The organism is Bartonella sp. AP30XZML, from assembly GCF_042195945.1.
GTDB lineage: Bacteria > Pseudomonadota > Alphaproteobacteria > Rhizobiales > Rhizobiaceae > Bartonella.
Genome location: NZ_JBHIPJ010000018.1, coordinates 1 through 1,972, shown reverse-complemented (window position 1 = coordinate 1,972; position 1,972 = coordinate 1). Strand labels below are relative to the sequence as shown.

Sequence of the window (1,972 nt, the reverse complement as noted above, 5' to 3'; positions counted from 1 at the left end):
AGCCATCTTTGTCTCCTTAATGCTGTAAAGTTTCTCCGGTGTGATCAACACCGCAGCTCTTGCAAATTTTCGACATTGGGGGGACTTGCTCTTGCATTAATCTCTGCAAGCGCTCGGGATAAAAAAAATCATCAGGACGCAAATCTATCCCATGATCTCGCGCGTAGGTTAATAACTGCGCTTGATAAATTGAAGGAAACAATCCATTAGAACCACCCTTCTCTTTAGAATAAGTGATACGATAAACAGCACCTTTACATTTCTTCAAAATACGCGAAACGTTAACAGCCCCCCCTAGATATTTTATTATAGTATACGCAGGTTCTTTTTTCATAAAGATAAAATTTCATATTTTATGAATTTTATCAAGATAAAATTTCATATTTTTTTTATTGATTTTTCATTTCATATGAAAGACTTTGTATTTTATGGAATCAGATCAGTTAAAGGTATGGCTTAATGCGCAATTAGCTAAAAATGGTCATGGTAGTAAGAAAATGCTAGCCAAGCATTTAGGAGTGTTACCATCTACCCTAACTAGTATGTTGCATGATTCAGGTACAAAAAGATCAATAAAAGCAAGTGAATTAATAGAAATTATTGATTTTTTTGGCGAAATCCCCCCTTTTCTAATCAAAGAATCTGAACAGTTTATTCAACTGTATTATCAAGCAAATCCCGAAGTTCAGAAAGCTGTTTTAACGATTCTTCAGAATTCTTGTTCTTCAGACAAAAAATAATAGCAGCCATCACTTTTTTATCTCCACAATTCCAAAGTTTTTCTAACATTAGTTTATCCATAATTAACCTACACTTTATTAAAATTTCATGTTTTCTGAATTTTTATATTGACATTTTTCATAAATAATGAAATATATGTTCCATATCTTAGAAAATAACTTTTGCCAATAGGCAGTATGGAGGCATTTGTGAATAAACCAGTGTTTATAAATTCTGATGAAATTCTCTTAGTCATCTGCGAAAATGAAGAACAAAATCTCGCTAAATCTGGTCCTTTCTTAGAAGAAAAGGACATAATCAAATTTATCGACCAAACCGATAATGCTGTCCAAATTTTGCGTATTGAACCAACGACTAATCGTTGCGAAGATATCTCTGAAGATATTGCCGAATTCTATCTGAAAGAATGTGAAGAGCAGTGTTTCAATGGAAATATACCTCACGACTTTGTTAAAGACAGTAACNCTCTTATTAAATGATCGGATGGAGTAAACTTATGAATAATCCTATCGCTATTACAAATAACACCATTAACGAAGAAAGCGTTCAGACAGTAAATGCACGTGAATTACATGTCTTTTTGGAGAGTAAACAAGATTTTTCTACTTGGATAAAAAAACGTATTATGACCTATGCTTTCCTTGATGGAAGGGACTTTATTCGCTTCCACAAAAAAATGGAAGCGAACAATGCCATAGCAGTAGAATACTATCTTACCTTAGACATGGCGAAAGAGCTTGCCATGGTCGAGCGTAATAAAAAAGGAAAGCAAGCAAGAGAATACTTTATCGAATGCGAACGGCGTGCAAAGCAAGTTGTTACACCGCAAATCGATTACTCAAGTCCACAAGTAATGTTAGGTGTATTAACTCATCTAAAAAATGAAAATGAGCGTAAAGACATCATCATTGAAGATTTAAAACCAAAAGCCATGGCTTTGGAAAGCTTACAACGCTCTGAAGGGCTCTTCGGTCTTACAGAAGCCGCTAAAGTGCTCGAAATGCAACCAAAACAGTTCATTCTCTTCTTACAGAAAAAAAGATGGGTTTATCGACGCACTTTCGGGGCTCACTTATTGCCTTATCAAGACAAAATCCAAAAAGGACTAATGGATTGCTCAACCCTCACTATTCAAACCGAAAATGGAACTGAAAAAGTCATTCCTTCCGCAAAAATCACCACAAAAGGCATGGGACTGCTGTCTCAAGAGATTAAAAGACAAAACATGCAT

General features: G+C 34.9%; 3 protein-coding genes and 1 pseudogene. 3 read left to right on the top strand and 1 reads right to left on the bottom strand.

What is annotated here, in order from left to right; genetic code table 11:
• Nucleotides 1-16: 16 nt before the first annotated feature.
• Nucleotides 17-334, bottom strand: a complete 318-nt coding sequence (locus ACFIL2_RS00525) for a hypothetical protein (protein WP_375677169.1) — start codon at nt 332-334, stop codon at nt 17-19.
• Between the two features lie 94 nt (nt 335-428).
• On the opposite strand from ACFIL2_RS00525, the gene ACFIL2_RS00520 reads away from it, so the two are divergent.
• The 3 genes and pseudogenes from ACFIL2_RS00520 to ACFIL2_RS00510 form a co-directional block, all read left to right on the top strand.
• Nucleotides 429-740: an XRE family transcriptional regulator gene (locus ACFIL2_RS00520; protein ID WP_114647946.1), complete on the top strand. Its 312-nt coding sequence runs from the start codon at nt 429-431 to the stop codon at nt 738-740.
• A 189-nt stretch (nt 741-929) separates the two neighbouring features.
• Nucleotides 930-1,205 (top strand): annotated as a pseudogene (locus tag ACFIL2_RS00515) (hypothetical protein); the annotation flags it as partial.
• 32 nt (nt 1,206-1,237) lie between these two features.
• Nucleotides 1,238-1,972: antA/AntB antirepressor family protein (locus ACFIL2_RS00510; protein ID WP_375640130.1), on the top strand; the 735-nt coding region annotated here is incomplete at its 3' end.

What these genes read in the sequence shown, in the direction of transcription:
- ACFIL2_RS00520 (WP_114647946.1), top strand. Translation starts at nt 429, where the DNA reads ATGGAATCAGATCAGTTAAAGGTATGGCTTAATGCGCAATTAGCTAAA.
- ACFIL2_RS00525 (WP_375677169.1), bottom strand. Translation starts at nt 334, where the DNA reads ATGAAAAAAGAACCTGCGTATACTATAATAAAATATCTAGGGGGGGCT.